Raw genomic sequence first — 15,561 nt, forward strand, 5'->3', positions numbered from 1 at the left:
TTACGCCCCCGGCTTGGGGCGCTGGATTTCAGGATGGCGGGCAATGCCCTGGGCAATCTCGACGCCGCGCGTGGTCGCAATAGCAACGATGAACGCGCCAGTTTCCTCGGTTTCAACCAAGCCCTGTTCCTTTAGCCAGGCCAGCTCGGTCACCACTTGGGCACGGGTGAAGGCAATTCCGATCAGGGGAAGTTGCGAGGCCAGCATGGACACATTCGATGTGTACTTTGGCGCGTCTTCCAGAAAGCGCAGAATGGCAATCCGGGCATGTTGGCGCACTGTGTCTGAATAGCTCACTTGCCTTTTCCTTTGTCGAGTAGGTGGTCTTCATGCCGCGTGACAACGGTTTCCAGGCGTCGCATCACATCGCGCTGCGCGCCAATGTGGGCAGCGATGGCTTTGATTTCGCCGCCGATGTCGCTCATTGTCAGTTCCAGTCGGTGCATGTCTTCTTTTGCAGGCAGCGAGGCAACGGTCTGTTGCAGCGCCTGGATTTCCAGATCGTGCTGGTCCATACGTTTGGACCCAGTGTCCAGGCGGGAGCTGACGGTCTTGAGGGCCTCGTCCACGTCCTTTTGACGGGTGGCAAACCAGGTGTAGATTATGCCGCCCAGTGGAATAGCCACCCCAAGGGTTTTCAGGGCCAGATCATAATCCAAAGTCACTTGCCACCCTCGCGCCAGGCGCGGACGGCCTCGTTGTCTGACGGTTCAATAGCGGCTTCGGACAATCCAGCGTCGGTGCCGGTCTCGGCAGCGCCTGGGCTGTCATGGCGGAGGGCACGGATTTGGCTGATGCTTTCCAGAACCTGCGGCAACCGGGCGGTGCTTTGCGTGATTGCTTGGCTGAACTCTTGCGATTTCATCTGGAAGCGACCGCCAAAATAGAAGGCCACAATGGTTCCGGCCAACCACCACAATGGGTCTGGCACCAGAACCAGCCCCTGCATCCGTTCGGCAAACCAAAGCGGGTCGAACATGGCCGAGGCAAACAGTGAAAAAATGGCAATCACAATAAACGGACGGGGCAGGCGGTTTAACCCGTCCATAAAGCGATCAAAACGCCCCTTGCGTTCGACCTGGAACTCGGCCCCGAACTGGCCCAATGCCGACTGAGCATAATCGGCGCGACGCTGTGCGCCTGCTTCGGTGTTTTCCATGAACACCCCGGCGGTCTCGGCGACCACATTACGGCCACCACCAAAAATCAATTTCAGCAGGTTCATGACCAGCCCCCTACGCGCTTGGAAAATTCTTGATCTGTCATGTGGAACTGCGGAGCGATGAACTCCTCGGCCCGCTTGATCCAGCCGCCTTTACCGCCAGCACGAGTGCGGGCGTATTTGCGCGACTTGGTGCGCCGGTCAGCAAGGCGAAAATAGTAATTGCGGCGGGCGATGCCGTAGGCGTCCACGAAATATGCGCCAGCCTTTTTGTAAGCCCGCTGGACGGCGGCGGCGGACTTGGGGCCTAGCGCGCCGTCTACAGTCACCGGTTCCTGAAAATCCCGAAGCAGCCGCTGCAGGATCTTCACCGCATTGCCGCCAGCGTTCACATACATGTCGAACACTGATGGCTGCAGCTCGACAGGCAGCAGATCAATGCGCGGTCCCTTGAAATAGTGCCGGATGAAAATATCAACAGCCTGGGGCCGGGTCAGCAGGCGCACGTCTGAGACGTCCACATCGCCGTCGCGGTCCAGGTCTAGCCCCAAACGGCGCATGGTGTGGATGGTCACGCCGTAATTGGTAGCCCCGCCAGGATCGTCGGCGTCGTTCACATAGCCGCCCTCGCGCGCGACAATGGCTTTGGCAATTTGCTGAACTGACTGCATTATTCGACCCCTCTGCAAACCTGTTTTCAGGGTCAGAATGGTCGACTTCAGAGTGCTTTAAACACCCGCAACTGGTTGTGGCAGGTAAACTTGGGGGAGTGAATGTTCGTTTGGGACTGGGGCCAACGCTCTTTTTGCCTCAAAGTCTGCATTGGGCTGCGGCTATTAGCCACTAGGCTAAAGCCCCTTCGTTGACAACGCCTTCTAAACAGTCGCAGATAACTGCATTTAGAAACAGGTCAATTTAGTAATGAGATTGAAGGGTTGGAGTATGGTTGCGGTTGGAGCTGTCATTGGTTTGGCTGCTCTTGATGATGATTCAAACGATTTTTCAATTCGAAAAGTGCCAACCCCTACCACTGTGTCCACGCCCAGATCCCAGAATGCTCCATCGTCCAAAACCCAATATGTTACCGGCAATGTCGTGAATGTTCGGTCGGGGCCCGGCACTTCCTACAATAAGATATTTCAGCTGAAACGAGGCCAGAGGGTTCAAGCGCTCACTTCGGAAAATGGGTGGATCAAGCTTTCTGTCAACAACCGCATTGGTTGGATGTTTGGAAAATACCTGAGTACCACTCAGCGACCTAGGCAAGTGCAACAAACCCAAGTCACCCACACCTTGGAAAAGAAGTGCCACCCTAGTTACACTGGGGCTTGTGTGCCTATTGCAAGCGACGTGGATTGCGCTGGAGGTCGAGGCAATGGGCCTGCCTATGTTCGCGGACCGGTACGTGTTGTAGGTCCTGATATATACGGGCTAGACCGTGATCGAGATGGGATCGGATGTGACAGATAAGGCGATTTTCGGCTCCTTGTCACTGTTGGCATCAAGCAAGTCTAATGTCCGCTTCCAGCCGATTGTGTTGAAAAGCTCAGATTTCGAGCATAGGTGGCAAATTCCTGACCGATACAGGGCAAGTGCAAAATTTGGCAGAGGGGTCGGCCAAAACTGGCCTCCGGTGCTGGTGGGTGAACTCTGCGCGCCTTGGGAACAACCTCATCTGATTTTAGTAAGAGATGCGTTTCTGCCAAAAATTTTCCAATTGCTGATATTAGAGTTTTCAACACAATCAGCCCCAACTCGACATTCGTTTGCGTAATGTATCTGAAACCCAGGCCTAGTAGTATGGACGGATAGCAGACATTAGCTGCTGCGCGGTTAATCCATGCACCCAACTGGCGGTAGTCAACTAAATTTCAAACTGATTTTGCTGTTGCCGCAGCTGCATCGCCAACAGCAATAATGGCTTCTCTAACTGAAACGAGGTGCTGTTCGACGTCAGCGCATTTCAGGGTTAACCGTTCGCCTAAAGGAGCTGTGTCGCCCGATTTCTTTAAGTATTCCAAGTCAACCACACCACGATTGTGAACGAAAAGGTGCCGCCTCTGGTTCAATATCCATAGGTCTTTGCCTAATGCGGTCTGAATATTTGACGAATTGAAAAAAGCCTTCATTGCCCCCCTGATGTTTCCAAGACTGTCGAGCCGTCGATCTTTAAAGAGAACTGTGCCCATCGACTTTGAAAGGTCGAATCCGTGGTCGCCAATTGTTTGAAGATCGACGACCTTCTTTCCAAAAAAATCTTTCAAATCCTGAGAGGCAATGATGGAAGATGCTCGACTAGGATCATCATTAAGCCATGCAATTATAAATGAACGAGCGAAGCTTTCGAAGATTGACCAAGTGGAAATCAACGTCTGAACAAGTAATTCTTGCGCAGCAATCCTCACGGTTGATGATTTCAAGCGCCTATCCATTTCAAAAATTATTTGATCCCGTATGATATCGCTTCCCTCGTCGTTATTAAGGAATTCAGTCATCTTTTGGTCAGCTGACTTTAAGGCGCGTCGCTCAGAGTCTTCACTAAGGCCACTGCCTGGCTTTTCGGGAATAAGAGCAAGAATACGCTCCGCAGCATGAAACCTGTCAAATCGACGCTGCATCGTCGACTCTTGAATAAGTTGGAATGGAAGCCCGGCCGCACTGATCACGCTATGAAGACCCTCAGCCGCAGAAGCAACAGATTTCGCGCACGGATACTCACCGTCTGAATACGGCTCAAGCGGAGCAAGGAATGTTTCCGAGGGAAATATCATAAATACTTGTGCAGCTTCGATAGCTAAGTCACGAGGAGAGGGTGCTTTTTGTTTGTTGGTCATACCAAAATTTCCGCTAAAAATATAATGTATGAATATGATGATAAACGACACCTGACAACTAACAGGAATCCCATTATAAGAGTCACGCATCAATGTCACTTTGTGGAAACATTATACCATACACCGTTCCGATCTAGCCGTGCTTCTCGTTTCACATGTAAGTGGCGCCCTAAAAGCTGCACCGATAAGAATGGCGGCATTAGGAGTGTAGGTTTGCAAAGCCGAGCGGCAGGTGACTGCTTCGAAAGGCTGCACTGCAATGTTCCACACCCTGTTGAACGGCGGATCTAGGCCGAACAGACTGGCATTTGGTGGTCGGTTCAGCCGGTACGAGAAAAGCTATTAGTCGCAATATTTTAAAAGTTGGAAATCAAAATGACCCAAATTATTGGCCAGAAAGAAGCCGAGGAAGCTTACGTACAAGCCGTTAGTGTCTGGCTCAAGAAAGCCTCCGAGTCTGAAGCAATAGGCGTGTTGGTCGAACGCTTGGGTATGAACCGCGCATCCGCCAGTGACATGATCCGAAACTTCTCGCAGATGTTGAAGGGTGAAGAGTACCATAGGACGCTTAGCGAACTAGTTACGCGTTTCTATTTCGAACGTATATGTCTTGAGTTCGGGTTCGAATGCCTGAAAAAGGCCATCCAAGCGACGATGGCACACATAGAATATTACGAGGCCCTTTCGAGTGGGGGTAACCGTCCTGGATTGCGGAAGTTGTGCAAAGAATTTGAGGCTATTTTACCGCCCTTATGCCAAGATCCTGTTTATCGTTTTCAAGCAGAGGTCGACGCTGCATTGATGAACTCATCGGAGGATCGCCGTTCACGTCTAGAAAATACAGATCCAAACTCAAATCGAGTTGTTATCAGGACATTTGCGTTCCGGCGCAATCCAGACGTAGTGGCAGAAAGGTTGAGCCAGGCCAATGGTATCTGCGACCGATGCCTATCCCCTGCGCCATTCAACCGCAAATCCAATGGCCGCCCATTTTTGGAAGTCCACCATACAATACCATTGGCAGAAGGAGGTCAGGACGTAGTTGAAAATACTATGGCTCTTTGCCCAAACTGCCATAGAGAAGCTCATTTCGGTGAGGATTGGGCTTAATTTGATAACATCTAACTAATTTCCTGTTTGTCAGATATTGATGAACAAGGTAGTTTCCCCAATTCGGAAATGGCCGCCTCGGTGACGCTGCAACATAGCATTGACTGGCGACACGAGTGTCCAGTTTGGATCGTTCACGTTCTAACAGAACGAACTGCGCCCGAACTTGGCAAAGGTGACTATCTGCGCATTGCTGCCGTTGAAACTAACCGCAGCGAAGGCCCGGAAACCACCTTTCGTGCAGAATGCCTCAACAGTTTAACTCGCGACTAACAGATCAATACTGACACTGCTAGATTGCGAAAACTTTAGAGATCAGGAAACAAAGGCAAGGGAGGTAGGGGGGTGCTCTTTCGTTGGGCGTGATTTTGAACCTCGCCAACCTTTAACCAGTTACGAACAGCCACGTCGGTTACGCCAAGTTTTCGGGCGATCTCAACCGTTGCTAGGCCTTGGGCTTTGTAGGCGCACGCACGCCATTTTTTTGCCAGTGGGACCCGAGGCTGCAAGCGGTGCGATATGCTAGTCAGCGCATTTGCCTTGTCGAAACCAAGCAATGCCACGACGCTGGATCGGGTTCTGGGGTTTTTGGCGATATAGATTTCGGTGCCGCCGAACTCTTCGATAAAGCGCAGGGTGTCGGTCAGGCCAAGAACCTCGAAGTAGGGTTCGACCTGGGCAGTTGGTCTTGGATAGGGCCGGTCAGGAGCGATCATTACGTCGCCCACTTCCACCTTTGCGTCCGGATTGGTGGCGGCGATTGGCGGGGATGATCGTGGAAACAACGCCGCCCTGCAGCTTGTAGACGAAGCCACCCGAGACCACACCGCTGGCCCCGTCATGTTCCCGATGTCGGTCGACGATGCGGCCAATCCTGCGCCGCAATGCCTCTATGTCGAAGCCTTGCACCTGCTGCATGTAGCGCAGGACGGCGTGGTCAGAAACGCGGTGACGGGGCTTTTTCATTTGCGATGCCCCAACCAGTTAAAATCAATACCAGCGCGTACACCCCAGGCCTTCAGAGCTTGGATCACAGCGTTGATTTGTTTGTGATCGCGTAGCATGTCGACGTCGGCAGGCACTGAGCCCCAGACATTGCCAAACTGATCCCGAATGAATTTGTTCAATCCTTTCCGGCTGGGATCTCGCAATTCGCCTGCCTCGCCGAGCTTTGTCCAAATCACATGCACCAGGCGCAGATCTGGACGCGGCGCGGCCTTATGCTTTTTCGATCCCTTTGAAGAGGTTTTAAAGCCGTCGCTTTTGAGCCGTTTAAGCACTTTTAATAGTTCGGCGTCGCTCATGTCTTTCATGGAGGCCTTGCCGGTCACAACAAGCTGCAGGGCACGGCGCGCGTCACCGTCCAGGCCAAGTTCGCGGCAACCGATGTGGATCTTTTGCTGCAGGGCGCGGTTCATCAGGACACCTCGCTTGATAGGGGCACAACCGGGTGAGACGTCGCCACGTCGGCTTCCATCCGGCGCATGGTGGTTTCCATTTCTTGGCGCGCGATGGTGTCAAACTCACCGGGTTCCATTTTGGACAGGGCTGCGTCCGTTTTAAGCACCGAGAGCCGGGCCCCTAAAACCAAGGAGGCTCGCCGTTGTTTGATCGCAAAGGCGGTGAAGCTGCTGCGTAGAGCCTGGCGCATTTCGGTTTTACTCTTTGCCATTCTAGGGTCCTTTCTTGGGTGGGGGCTTCAGGCTTTTGCCAAATCAATGGTGATGTGCTGCCACTTGGCATCCGGTGTGGGGCGTCGGTAGCAGCGCACATAAGTGGATTTTCCGACCACGCGCATAGCGTCGCGAATGGCCTGCATGGCGCGCGTCCAGCGTTCGTCCTGGATGTCCAGTTGCAAGAGTTTGTAAATCTCGGCGCGATTGATCTGGCCTTCTTTGTCGGTGTTGAAGGCATTGGTGACGATGGCTTGCAATTCGACCGGGGCTTCGGCGGACCATTCATTCAGGCATTCGTCAACAAGACCCTTGGCAATCTGCAGCTCGGGGCCAAAGTCGAACTGATCGGCCACCGACACTTGAACCTTGAATAGGCCATCAAAGCTCATCAGGGTTTTGTTGCCTCGTTTGCCGCCAATGGTGGACCCGTATTCCTGTTCCAGGATCGCCTCAAAGTCTCCAATGTCGTCAAAGACATGTTCTTTGAACCGGGCGGTCTGGGTGCTGAGCGCCAATGCGTATCCGGCAATCTTACGCACCGTTTCGTCCTGGAGCTGGTCCTGGGCTTTGACCAGGTCAACCGGAATAAGACCGCCCTTGGCATCGGTCATGTAGGTATTACCGTTTGCAGTGACGCGACCGTCGGGTATCGGTGCGGGTTCAAATTGGCTTGGGGTTTGAGGGCTCAATGGATCTGCTCCGGTTTGGGTGTTTCAGGGGGGTGAGACAGGATTGCGATGGGTTCGGGCTGCAGGTCCGAAAACCCGGCTTCCTCGGCCAACATTTGGAAATCGCATGGGCTTAGGACACCAGCGCATTGCGCCAGAATGCACCGGGCCTCGTATGTCTTGTAAAAGCTACGAACCGTCATCACGGCCAGCGTCAGGTCACCGGCGCAGTCAAAACGGCCGGCCCGGATGGCATGGCGCAGCACGATGCGTTCGGGCGTTTCCGGGGCGTTTCCAAGCGGGCGCAACAGGATGTTGGCATCGACCCCAAAGAAAGTACAAATCCGGTCCAAGACATCAGGGCGTGGAAAGCTCTCGCCAGTCAGATAGCGGTTGAACTGGTTTCGGCTAATGTTTGCTTTCTTGCAGATCTGTGAGACCACCATACCATCAGTCAACTTGAGCAGATTAGCGGATAGTTGATTGCGCAAGTCTTGCGGGCTTCGTTCAGGATTTTGCATCTGCAAACCTCCGGGACTTGAAGACAAGTTTGACGTCGGTTTCGGGCGTTGCTATGTCCCTAGCGCCGCTGGATTTTGGAGCGTTGCGTGGGCACTTCCGGCAAAACCGGGTCATCAGAACGCGCTGGGGATCGGAGGAGGTGCCGCGCCGGATCTCGTCGCGCCAATGCAGGCAGATTTCAGAAGCGATTTCACCGATGGCAGGGCACTCGATATCGCCGCTCATGTAGATTTCGCGCACCCGCATGGCGACGTTGTCGTAACTGCCCTGGTAGCTTTTTCGAATGACCTGGCTAACGGCTGCGGCGCTGATACCAAGGCGGGTGGCAACCTTGTTTTGTGAGCTGCCGTCGCATTCGCGGATCAGGGTCATGATCCAGTCGGGGATCTCATCGCCCCAGGCATCTTGCGCCACAATTTCGCGGTCGCTGATTATGAGGTTGCCCATGTGACTTCCTCCCCCTGGACGTAGACAACACGGCCCTCGTTTGGGTCGACCACGACGGGAAGACGTTTAATTGTTGGGGGCAGGGGGCCAGTGTCGCGCACCAGGTGGTAGCGAACAGATTGCGCCGAGGTGCGGCCCCGGCGGCTGTCTTTCAGATACCCGGCTTTTTCCAATGTCGAGCAGTAGCTGCGGATGCCCTTTTCCGAGAAGTCCTCTTCCAACCCGGCAAAGGTCATCAGCATGTCCTCAACGGTGAACTTGTTCGCGGCCCGCATTGCCGTCCAGATCCTACCTTCCGTGGACAGGCGTTTGTCCTTGGCCCGGCTCATGATTTCCAAGGTCGAGAACGCGGTATAGTAGGGCTTGCCATTGTCATAACCGGCGGATCTCAGCAGGCCGGCGTTTTCCAAGGACCTCAAAAACAATGTTGTTTTGTTGTCCGGGGCGATCTTCTGCGCCAGGACAAGATCGCGGGTGAACCGGAGCTGCCTGCGGACAAAACCCCAGAGCTTTTGCTCTTCGGGGGATTGCGGCGTCCAGGGCTGGAGCGGCTGTGCCCTGTCCTGGAATGCGGAAATCTTGGACCCCAGCCTGTCAGAGCGCCATTGCGCATCCATAGCGCTGGTATCAATCAAAGCTGCATCGCCCGACAGGCTGGCCGGATCTTGCGCGGTGTAATAGCGAATGTTGCCCTTGCGCTGATATAGCATGACCAGGTTCAGGCGGGCCAGACTGCGCAGGTAGTTGGTGCGCTTCCAATCCCCAGCAGCACAGAAGGCTTCGACGTCAGCATGGGTGAACACCTGGCGCGACTGGATGAACTGCCAGATTTCTTGCTCATATTTCCCGGATGGGACGTAGTCGCTCATAGGGCACCCCCAACGGCCAGAAACTCATTCCCGGCTGGAAAGGGTTCCTTGCCCCAGTCCTTTAGGGTGACCTTCTGCATGTTCCAGGTGCGGGCCATGGTTCTGACATGGGCGATGCAGGTGCAAATCTCGCGCACCTTGCCATGTCTTTCCGAGACAATATGCTCCAGCAAATCTGGGGCGATTTCAACGCCACGGCCATAATACCCCGCAAGGGATTGGGCATCGTCCAGACTAGCCGGGTGGGCCGTGACCCGCTGCATAACCCGGCTGGCGATGGCAGTGTATTTGGCCAGTTTCGCCGGGAAGTCATAAGGGCCGATCAGGATCAGCGGCACGTCCGAGCGGTCATGCAGGAACCGGATGCTGTCGATCATGCGGGGCTTCAGGGCATGGTCGGCTTCGTCAATGACCAGGGTGCGCCCAGCCTGGGCCAGGCTTTCCTGGGCGCGCATTTCCAGATAGGCGGTGGAGCCTTTCTCGCGGGCCCCCAGCTCGTTCAGGATCTTCTCAAACAGGAACTTACTGGTGTAATTGTTGGTGAGCTGAATATGCAGGATATCCTGGTGCGCCGAGGCAAACATTGCCGCGTGTGTTTTGCCCACGCCGGGTTCGCCGTGAAGGACACCGATGCCGGGCAGGCCAATGTCACGGTTTTCCAGCGTCTCTATCAGCGAGGCCAATAGGTAAACATTGGTGAGCGGCTTTACATATTCGCCGAGTTTTGTTTTCTGTAACATTGGTACCTCTGCTTCTTAGGTGTGCCATTGGGACGGCGTTATTGGCGATCAACCGGCGTCGTCCCGCTTGGCAAATTCTTCTACTTTCTGAAAACCGCGATATTCCGGCAGCTCGATGTAGCTGCGCAGCCAGTCGGCCTCGCCACTGCCAACCCGTTTCCCGGCGTCTGATTTCGCAATGATGTCTTTGGCGTCCTGAAACCGTTCTCTCGGTGTCGAGGCAGGTTGAAACCGCCCAACGGCCTTGGGTTTCGGATCTGATTTCTTTTTGTCCTTCACACGCTGTTCAAAGGCCTGTCGCGCCTCCAGGACTGTGGGGTCGGAGGTGACCTGATGGCGCGGAACCGACACGGGGTCTTTGCTGAAAACCGGTTTCACAACCTTGGCTTCAACCAACTCCGATTGCATCGCCGCGCGGGCAGTCCTGTCGGCGGCAATGTCTTGAACGGATAGAGGGCGGTGGGCCTTCAGAAGCTCCTTTTGTGCTCTCTTGATCCTGTGATTACGGCGTTCAACTTCCTTGGCCCCGGTAACGTTGAAGAACCCGACTGATTGCCGACATTCGGCAAATCCGAGGTAAGACCCGTCGAGCTCGTAGATATGAACACCGGAATGCAGATCCTCTGGATCAAATCGGGCCACGATCTTTTTGCCAGCCCGCTCAGACATCCAGTCTGAATGATAGAAGTTCCTGAACAGTTGGAGCTGGCCGTTGTCCTTGTTCAGCTTGCCGGTCTCTTGACCCATCAGCCAAAGGCGACGTTGATCCTCGGTTGCCTTGCGGATAGGGGCTGTGGCGTAGCTCTCCGCAAATGTCTCGTCGAAGGATCGCCCCCGTGCAGTAGGGGACAATCGGCCCTCGCGTAAATTGTGCTCCTCAACACCTTCAGCCACAACCTTCACAAAATCGTCTAGAGGGATCGCACGATTGCCGTAGTTTTCGGGTTTGGCATCTGGACGGTTGCCAGTATAAGCGCCGTCAAAGCGGGGGGCTAAAGCGACGTCCTTTGCAAAATCCCGGAACCCACGTTCAATCGGTTTAGATTGGCCACTTGCGGGCTTGGCCCAGTGAACTTGAATGCCCAGATTGGGAAGCACAGCAAGGGGATCGTCTTTGCGCACCTTAAAGCGAAAGCGGTTCGGAATGCCGCCGGTGAGCCATTTACCGGTAAATTCCCGTCCGTTGTCGAACAGGCAATGGCTAGGGATGCCCCAGTTTTCAACCAATTCGCCAAAGGCGGCCATGACCATTACCATGTTGGGTGAATGATCGATGCGCCAGCTCAACATCTTGCCGGAATAGAGATCCTGGAAGGCAACGATCTGGGGCCTGTTTATGGTGCCGTCGGGCCAGCGCACGAAGACGTCAAACTTGTGGCAATCGGCGTTAACGCCTTCGAGCGCCGTCAGGGTGGTACGGTCCCGGATCTGCGCCGGAAAACAGCGCTACAAGCCCGCAAAACCTTCACGGGCCAGCACTTGGCAAAGGCGCGGTACTTCATCGTCCAATCGCCGCTTTGCAGTCTTGCTGATCAGGATGTCCCAACCCTCATGCTTGGCTTTTTTGCAGGCAGCGCGATAGCATTGGGCAAATGTTGGTGGTCCTTGGCGCAGATAATCGCTTGTTAAATAGTCCATAAACGCTTGGGTGCAGGCCGCTTTATTGGGCTTGCGAACAGCCAAACGGTTACGCGGCACCAGATAGGCCAGGCGGTCCTCAGGGGCGACGCCTTCAACCATGCCGATCCAGTTGTAGACACTGCGGGCAGAGGAGCCACATTGGCGCGCGGCCTCGGCCACGGCGTGAACATGTGTAACGCCGGACTGGTGCAACCCGTCCACGATCTGCAGAGCTGCCAGCCGTGTCTTTGCTTTGGTCTTTGCAGTTTCCGGCAGGCTATCAAATGCGGCCCAGGCATTGCCCCGGTCCGGGCGTTCGTCAGGGGTCTCAGCGGCATCTGTCAGCAGCTTGCGCCGTGCTGCTAAGGGCAGCACCGACCAGTGATATATCCAGCCGCCACCGCGTCCAACCTTGCGCTTGGCGCAGCCTTCAATAGCGCGCCAGCCGAACCGCTGTGCCAGCAGATTTATGCCCGGCTTGCTGCCCGGCAGTTCGGGCAGGCCAGAGTTGGCCAGCTCTTCAACTGTCCACCAGATCTGTTTGGGTACAACGACGCTCATTTGATCACCCCGCCCGTTTGCTGGTGAAGGGGACGATTTCCGCGTCTATCTCGGGGGCCTGGTCGCTTTTGATCGAGACGTCTTCGCCCAGCAGCTCCAGCAGCTCGTCACTGTGATCCTGGGCAAACCGCCGGCGGGCTTCTTTTGGAGCCCGTGAATAAGCGTCGTTTAGTTTGCCGCTCGCCGCTTCAACCGGGTCTTTAACAGCAGTTCCGGGGGATTTCTTGCGGGCCAGAATTTCCTTGGAGGATTTGGCGGAGCCATTGCCAAGGGCGCGGCAAATATTGGCGCGGTCACTGGCGTCGCCACATTTTGCGATCTGTTCCAAGTCAGTGAATTGGACCTTGCGAGGAGCCTCTCGCAATAGTCTCGTCTCCTCGCGGGTAAGTTTTTCTCCGACGCTGATCAGGCGATAAATTTGCCGTTCGCCTTTGTCGAAAATGTCAGATGCGTTGGCTGCAAATGATTGTACTGACATTTTGCCAGTACAATCTCCGCGCCGGCCTGATTGGCTTTAAAGGCACGTTTTGCTTCCGGATGATCTTTCTCATACAGCGCCTTATGGGCAGACAGGAAAACCGCCATATCCAGGACGCTCAACGGTGCGCCGGCGACATTGGCGTCGACTTCGGTCCGTATGGCCTGATCAAGGGTGCAGTCGCTCACACTGACTGGGATCTCTTCCAACCCGACTTCCTTGGCGGCACACAAGCGGTGCAGACCGTCCATCAGCCGGTAGCCGTCCTTCACCTTGCGGACCAATAGCGGCTGCAGGATGCGCCCGACCTCTTGAATGGAGGACACAATGCTGGCGACTGCCGTCGGCGATGCAGTGCGCAGGCGCTCTTCCACCTGGATGGTCGAGACGGGAAGGGTGTTGATCTTCTGCCAATTAGGGTGGCGCATGGGGATGCTCCTAAATGAAAAATTAGCGGGTAGGGGAGGGGGCCTGGGCGGCCTTGTGATTGCCGATAAGACGGTTCCAGAGCGCGGAGAACCTAGTGCGATCTTTTGGTCGTGTCCGCGCCAGATTTTCCCGCTCAACAGCCTTCTGAAACTGGTCACGGTTGACGAGGAAGCGCTGGCAGTTGCGAAGTGTTCCGTCGTCCAACAATGCCGTGGCCCAAGCAGCCACCTTTTCTTGTGCCAGGCACTCTGCCTCGACTGAATCGTCGAGATCGTGGGCAATACTCTCTGCGGATGCAGACCCGGTTTTTACAGAGGCCAGTTGCTCTGTCAGATCCGCTCTGAGCGCCGCGAGACGCGTGTGCCTGGCAACGGCTTCTATCAAGCCGGATAGGCGTTCTGGCGCGGTCATTGGTGCTGTCGCCATGGCCTTGCATTGCTGTTCAAAAGTCATCGAAAAATGTCTCCTGCTAAAAGTCCAAAAATGAGAATTATGAAAAGTGAGGCCGCGCCGAGGATCTCGCCGAGCCAGAAAAGGGCGGTGCCAAACCAAGCGCGTCGGCCCCAGCGTTTCTGCATTAATGTGCAATGGCAGGGGCCCGTCTCCGCGAGTGTTGGGCAAGAATATAAAGCACCCAGTGGTGCATCCCCATGACCACTGGGAGAGTTGTCCAGCCGGGCCCGAGCAGGAGCGTGGTTGGATTGGGAGTGAGGGGGCGGGGAGATCACGACAGAATCCGTTCAGCCCGCTGCTGACGCGGATTTTGGATCATTTCCAAATTCTCCAGTGCGTCGTCCAGAGCCGCTAACATCGGTTGGGTGGGAAACTGAAAATCACCGTTGACCCAATGACCGTAGTACGACGGCTCTAACCGCGCCTCTCTGGCAAGGCCACGCTTGGAGACGCCTAGGGCTAACCTGCGTCGCTCGTATTCACCTACCAGCTTTCTTCTAGCTCGCTCTCTTTTGTCTGCTTCACTCATCATGGGCTTTAATCGCACTTTATTGACTTATATCCCGACAAAGCGGGATTAATATCCAGTTGTCAATATGACTTTTAAGTCGTATTAGTAGGACTAAGGGCGTATTATTGGTGATTAGGGCGATGGACGAGTGGCGAAATCGAATGAAGGCAGAGTTGGCTGCAAAGGGAGTGAAGATCACTATCCTTTCAAATTCACTCGGCTATAGCCGTGAGTACATCGGACGCATGATGAAAAAAGACAGCAATCCGGGCATCACGGATTTGCTGCGAGTCTGTGACGCCGCTGAAATTTCGTTTGTTTACGTCTTCACTGGAAAAAGAGAAAACCCCGCCTTTGACGGGGTCTTCAACGAGATGTCAAAGTTGACACAAAAAGAGCTTAAGGCCCTGAAAGAGCACCTTCAGTCTGAACCTATGCAGGCCGAAGCGATTGAAGGTCCCGGCAAAACTTAAGGGCTTCACGGGCTTTTTTTGGTGAAAGCGCGAGGACTAGGGCGACCAGTTCAAGAAATTCACTATCATTCATAATTGCATACCTACTTATCTTGAAAAGTAGACATCACTATACAGTTCTTGGAGGCATGCACGTTAGAGGTGCCAATGGCTCAATGTGCGCATTTTGTGTTTGTTGTTCTTGGAAATTACAGTCCTGCCAGCCCGAAGCAGTCGTGGTGCAAAAGCCTAGTGGAACGATAGCGGACTTTCGCCGCCACATGGGTGAAACTCCAAATCAAAAGGTCATTATTTTGAGGGCATTATGTGCATTTATCGCGCTTTGAGGGTCGCTATATAGTCCCGCAATAAAGAAACGCGCCGAGGACGAAAGCTTTCACCACTTTGCGCATAGCCTTCAATTCGAGTGACGTGAAACATACGGAAATCTGCGCGCAGGCAACACCATGCCAATAGTATCACAGCCCTATCGTGGTACGAAATCGCTAAGGGAAAGATGCGCCGTTGCGTAGACATATCATCTCGGTCTTTGTAACCAATATCAAGCGCCTCTTCGGCCCACATCGCCTCGCGCAATAGTGTCATATCAATCGTAGGAGCCACAGGAGTGCTAAACCGGTTTACAAGGTTTACGGCATGCATCGCCTGGCGCTGTTGGCGTTCTGGCAACGTTGCAAGAATTTTGGTCAACGCATCCTTGGCAGCCTGTGCCAAGTCAACGTCCCCGCGTTGGCTGACGTCTGACAGACCAAGAGTGAGAGCTTCAATCTCAATTTGAGTAAACGTCTGCGGTGGCATGGCAGGATCTTCGATCATGGTATAACCAAGTCCGGCTTCGCCATCGATCCGCGCACCTGCTGCGCGTAGGCTGTCGATGTCACGATAGATCGTACGCTCAGAGACCTCCATAGCAGCTGCCAGCCGTGCTGCAGTCACGGGAGGAGTAAGTCCCCGGATCAGATGGAGTAGGCGGAAAAGGCGATCTGATTTGGCCATTAGGTATTCTAC

23 protein-coding genes are annotated in these 15,561 nt (G+C 54.4%); 3 read left to right on the forward strand and 20 right to left on the reverse strand.

Annotated features, from left to right (window positions below; all coding sequences use genetic code 11):
- The 4 genes from EBB79_RS08485 to EBB79_RS08500 are packed head-to-tail and all read right to left on the reverse strand — an operon-like array spanning position 1 to position 1,833.
- Positions 1 to 297 (reverse strand): VpaChn25_0724 family phage protein, encoded by a 297-nt coding sequence (locus EBB79_RS08485; protein ID WP_127748504.1) that lies wholly within the window; start codon positions 295 to 297, stop codon positions 1 to 3.
- A complete protein-coding gene (locus EBB79_RS08490) occupies positions 294 to 665 on the reverse strand; it encodes a DUF2730 family protein (RefSeq protein ID WP_127748505.1) in 372 nt (123 codons plus the stop codon). Before EBB79_RS08490 ends, EBB79_RS08485 begins: the two co-directional genes overlap by 4 nt.
- Positions 662 to 1,225, reverse strand: a complete 564-nt coding sequence (locus EBB79_RS08495) for a holin family protein (protein ID WP_177627799.1) — start codon at positions 1,223 to 1,225, stop codon at positions 662 to 664. Before EBB79_RS08495 ends, EBB79_RS08490 begins: the two co-directional genes overlap by 4 nt.
- Entirely contained in the window at positions 1,222 to 1,833 is a 612-nt protein-coding gene (locus tag EBB79_RS08500; RefSeq protein ID WP_127748507.1) for a holin-associated N-acetylmuramidase, read from the reverse strand. The genes EBB79_RS08495 and EBB79_RS08500 overlap by 4 nt, the downstream gene beginning before the upstream one ends.
- Before the next feature lie 271 nt (positions 1,834 to 2,104).
- Here EBB79_RS08500 and EBB79_RS25590 point away from each other — a divergent pair, with 271 nt between their 5' ends.
- Positions 2,105 to 2,632: an SH3 domain-containing protein gene (locus tag EBB79_RS25590; RefSeq protein ID WP_164860766.1), complete on the forward strand. Its 528-nt coding sequence runs from the start codon at positions 2,105 to 2,107 to the stop codon at positions 2,630 to 2,632.
- A gap of 401 nt (positions 2,633 to 3,033) precedes the next feature.
- Here EBB79_RS25590 and EBB79_RS08510 read toward each other — a convergent pair whose 3' ends face one another.
- Positions 3,034 to 4,086: a hypothetical protein gene (locus EBB79_RS08510; RefSeq protein ID WP_127748509.1), complete on the reverse strand. Its 1,053-nt coding sequence runs from the start codon at positions 4,084 to 4,086 to the stop codon at positions 3,034 to 3,036.
- Positions 4,087 to 4,371: 285 nt separating this feature from the next.
- On the opposite strand from EBB79_RS08510, the gene EBB79_RS08515 reads away from it, so the two are divergent.
- The gene (locus EBB79_RS08515) at positions 4,372 to 5,106 is read left to right on the forward strand and encodes an HNH endonuclease (RefSeq protein ID WP_202977649.1); all 735 of its coding nucleotides are present in this window, start codon (positions 4,372 to 4,374) and stop codon (positions 5,104 to 5,106) included.
- 308 nt (positions 5,107 to 5,414) lie between these two features.
- On the opposite strand, the gene EBB79_RS08520 is transcribed toward EBB79_RS08515, so the two are convergent.
- From EBB79_RS08520 to EBB79_RS08585, 14 genes are all read right to left on the reverse strand, one after another.
- The gene (locus EBB79_RS08520; RefSeq protein ID WP_202977650.1) at positions 5,415 to 5,822 is read right to left on the reverse strand and encodes a helix-turn-helix domain-containing protein; all 408 of its coding nucleotides are present in this window, start codon (positions 5,820 to 5,822) and stop codon (positions 5,415 to 5,417) included.
- Positions 5,809 to 6,072: a hypothetical protein gene (locus EBB79_RS08525; RefSeq protein ID WP_127748510.1), complete on the reverse strand. Its 264-nt coding sequence runs from the start codon at positions 6,070 to 6,072 to the stop codon at positions 5,809 to 5,811. The genes EBB79_RS08520 and EBB79_RS08525 overlap by 14 nt, the downstream gene beginning before the upstream one ends.
- Positions 6,069 to 6,524, reverse strand: coding sequence for a gp16 family protein (locus tag EBB79_RS08530; protein WP_127748511.1), 456 nt, complete (start codon positions 6,522 to 6,524; stop codon positions 6,069 to 6,071). The genes EBB79_RS08525 and EBB79_RS08530 overlap by 4 nt, the downstream gene beginning before the upstream one ends.
- On the reverse strand, positions 6,524 to 6,778 hold the full coding sequence (locus EBB79_RS08535; protein ID WP_238705030.1) for a hypothetical protein: 255 nt from the start codon (positions 6,776 to 6,778) through the stop codon (positions 6,524 to 6,526). The genes EBB79_RS08530 and EBB79_RS08535 overlap by 1 nt, the downstream gene beginning before the upstream one ends.
- Before the next feature lie 27 nt (positions 6,779 to 6,805).
- Positions 6,806 to 7,393: a DUF3164 family protein gene (locus tag EBB79_RS08540; protein ID WP_127750936.1), complete on the reverse strand. Its 588-nt coding sequence runs from the start codon at positions 7,391 to 7,393 to the stop codon at positions 6,806 to 6,808.
- A 74-nt stretch (positions 7,394 to 7,467) separates the two neighbouring features.
- Entirely contained in the window at positions 7,468 to 7,971 is a 504-nt protein-coding gene (locus EBB79_RS08545; RefSeq protein ID WP_127748512.1) for a helix-turn-helix domain-containing protein, read from the reverse strand.
- On the reverse strand, positions 7,958 to 8,419 hold the full coding sequence (locus EBB79_RS08550; RefSeq protein WP_177627801.1) for a hypothetical protein: 462 nt from the start codon (positions 8,417 to 8,419) through the stop codon (positions 7,958 to 7,960). Before EBB79_RS08550 ends, EBB79_RS08545 begins: the two co-directional genes overlap by 14 nt.
- The gene (locus EBB79_RS08555; protein WP_127748513.1) at positions 8,404 to 9,288 is read right to left on the reverse strand and encodes a hypothetical protein; all 885 of its coding nucleotides are present in this window, start codon (positions 9,286 to 9,288) and stop codon (positions 8,404 to 8,406) included. Before EBB79_RS08555 ends, EBB79_RS08550 begins: the two co-directional genes overlap by 16 nt.
- Positions 9,285 to 10,028, reverse strand: coding sequence for an AAA family ATPase (locus EBB79_RS08560; protein ID WP_127748514.1), 744 nt, complete (start codon positions 10,026 to 10,028; stop codon positions 9,285 to 9,287). The genes EBB79_RS08555 and EBB79_RS08560 overlap by 4 nt, the downstream gene beginning before the upstream one ends.
- A 48-nt stretch (positions 10,029 to 10,076) precedes the next feature.
- A complete protein-coding gene (locus tag EBB79_RS08565; protein WP_127748515.1) occupies positions 10,077 to 11,387 on the reverse strand; it encodes a transposase domain-containing protein in 1,311 nt (436 codons plus the stop codon).
- Between the two features lie 87 nt (positions 11,388 to 11,474).
- Positions 11,475 to 12,209 (reverse strand): DNA-binding domain-containing protein, encoded by a 735-nt coding sequence (locus tag EBB79_RS08570; protein ID WP_127748516.1) that lies wholly within the window; start codon positions 12,207 to 12,209, stop codon positions 11,475 to 11,477.
- Positions 12,210 to 12,213: 4 nt separating this feature from the next.
- Positions 12,214 to 12,573 (reverse strand): hypothetical protein, encoded by a 360-nt coding sequence (locus tag EBB79_RS08575; RefSeq protein WP_164860767.1) that lies wholly within the window; start codon positions 12,571 to 12,573, stop codon positions 12,214 to 12,216.
- Between the two features lie 41 nt (positions 12,574 to 12,614).
- On the reverse strand, positions 12,615 to 13,115 hold the full coding sequence (locus tag EBB79_RS08580) for a ParB/RepB/Spo0J family partition protein (RefSeq protein WP_127748518.1): 501 nt from the start codon (positions 13,113 to 13,115) through the stop codon (positions 12,615 to 12,617).
- A 22-nt stretch (positions 13,116 to 13,137) separates the two neighbouring features.
- On the reverse strand, positions 13,138 to 13,569 hold the full coding sequence (locus EBB79_RS08585) for a hypothetical protein (protein WP_127748519.1): 432 nt from the start codon (positions 13,567 to 13,569) through the stop codon (positions 13,138 to 13,140).
- 672 nt (positions 13,570 to 14,241) lie between these two features.
- On the opposite strand from EBB79_RS08585, the gene EBB79_RS08595 reads away from it, so the two are divergent.
- Positions 14,242 to 14,553 (forward strand): hypothetical protein, encoded by a 312-nt coding sequence (locus EBB79_RS08595; RefSeq protein ID WP_127748521.1) that lies wholly within the window; start codon positions 14,242 to 14,244, stop codon positions 14,551 to 14,553.
- 312 nt (positions 14,554 to 14,865) lie between these two features.
- On the opposite strand, the gene EBB79_RS08600 is transcribed toward EBB79_RS08595, so the two are convergent.
- Positions 14,866 to 15,549 (reverse strand): helix-turn-helix transcriptional regulator, encoded by a 684-nt coding sequence (locus EBB79_RS08600; RefSeq protein ID WP_127748522.1) that lies wholly within the window; start codon positions 15,547 to 15,549, stop codon positions 14,866 to 14,868.
- Between the last annotated feature and the right edge of the window lie 12 nt (positions 15,550 to 15,561).

Origin of the sequence: Parasedimentitalea marina (assembly GCF_004006175.1) — a bacterium.
Classification (GTDB): domain Bacteria; phylum Pseudomonadota; class Alphaproteobacteria; order Rhodobacterales; family Rhodobacteraceae; genus Parasedimentitalea; species Parasedimentitalea marina.